This window comes from Vibrio sp. L85, from assembly GCF_963871815.1.
Lineage (GTDB): Bacteria > Pseudomonadota > Gammaproteobacteria > Enterobacterales > Vibrionaceae > Vibrio > Vibrio harveyi.
On sequence record NZ_CAWMYL010000265.1, the window covers coordinates 1 to 1499 of the forward strand.

Annotated in this window: 1 pseudogene; it reads left to right on the forward strand. The window is 42.9% G+C overall.

Features of this window, described 5'->3' with window-relative positions:
- Nucleotides 1-1499, forward strand: a pseudogene (locus tag AACR11_RS29295) (DUF2235 domain-containing protein); the annotation flags it as partial.

Below are 1499 nucleotides of genomic sequence, written 5' to 3' on the forward strand. Positions count from 1 at the left end.
TAAGATCTATGCACCAAAGTCCGATCTGTCTAGCCTGAAATTAGGTGTGTTCTCTCTTAGTAAGTCAGAGCATGAGGAGAGCGTTAAACGCTGGCGCTCTGAAGAAGCGCTAGACTCGTATACCGTGCTTACTGGAGAGTGTCATGTCGAAGAGCCAAAAAAGCTTACTCATGAGTTTCATCAGAACTTTGGCATCAGCACATCCTTTGACGTTATGCCAAGATCTATCGGCTCAGGGTACTTTCATGCGGAGTTTATCCCCTTGTTGCCATCCCTAGAGAGCGAGTCTAAATTAGGTTGGGCTTTGCATGGTTTCTATTACTACTTCTACGAAGGTAAGTTGTTGTATGAACTCGATATACTAGGTGGCGGAAAGTGGGGATGGCGTATTACTCAATCTTCATCGTCTGATGGTATATCTAGCACCCCTGTAAGCGAGCAGGTTTTTAGTTCTATACTGGTTCCTGTGAAAGTTGAAGGAAAAGAACCAGAGAAACAACACATACTCTATTCCCGTGGTAAGTTGACCAACGAGCAATTGAGCGAAGTGAGCATGGTTTGGCTCGACGAAAATGCGACACTGATTGACACAGCTCTCCTTGTTTCTTCTTTACAACAGCCTCTTCTACCAAGAGAAGCGCCTTCTGACATCAACGATACCGCTGACAAAGAAATTCAAACGCATAAAGTGAATATGAAGGATAATGGACAGCATGAAAGTTGGAGTGATATTGCAGGGTATTACGACCTTAGCCCGAAAGAACTCCTCAAATTAAATCCATCATTCGAACAAGATCCGATGGCTTTAAGAGCTGGCGATGTTCTTATTGTTGAAAAATCGGATGTTGTCGATGAGACTCAAGAAATCAAAGAATCTCCCTCTCCGTTAACGGAGATAAAAGTTGGCGAGAGCTATGTATTAGGTAATACATGGGGGAAGTACAATCAGCCACTGCTTTCTTCGTCAATGAAAAACATCTTTGAACTTCAAGGTATTTCTCAGACAACACCAGTTCTCAATGTAAAAAAAGTCGAAGAAAAAATACTACGGATTGGGGTGTTCTTTGATGGTACTGGACAAAACCATCTGAATGATCTTTACAAAGAAACACGTGGGGTGAAATCACGCACCAATGTGGCACGGCTATTTGAAATTTACCCATTAGATGATGAGACCAATAAAATTTATGTTGCTGGGGTCGGGACTGTGGATGGGGCGTGGCAAAATCCAACCTTGATAGATGAAGGAAAAGATGAAATCGCTTTAGCTCAAGCATTTGGTGTAAGCCCTAATAATTTAGGGAAAACATCGACGTTCATTGACACCGCTTATAACCTTGTCGCTGACGATACTGGGGCATTTTATAAGTGGCAAAACTGGATACGGCAGTATTTTGATATTGTCGACTCTTTGTCCAGTGAAGGGAGTTTTGACGGCATAACGCACATTCAGTTTGATGTTTTCGGTTTTAGCCGCGGCGCGGCTTTAGCTCGTCACT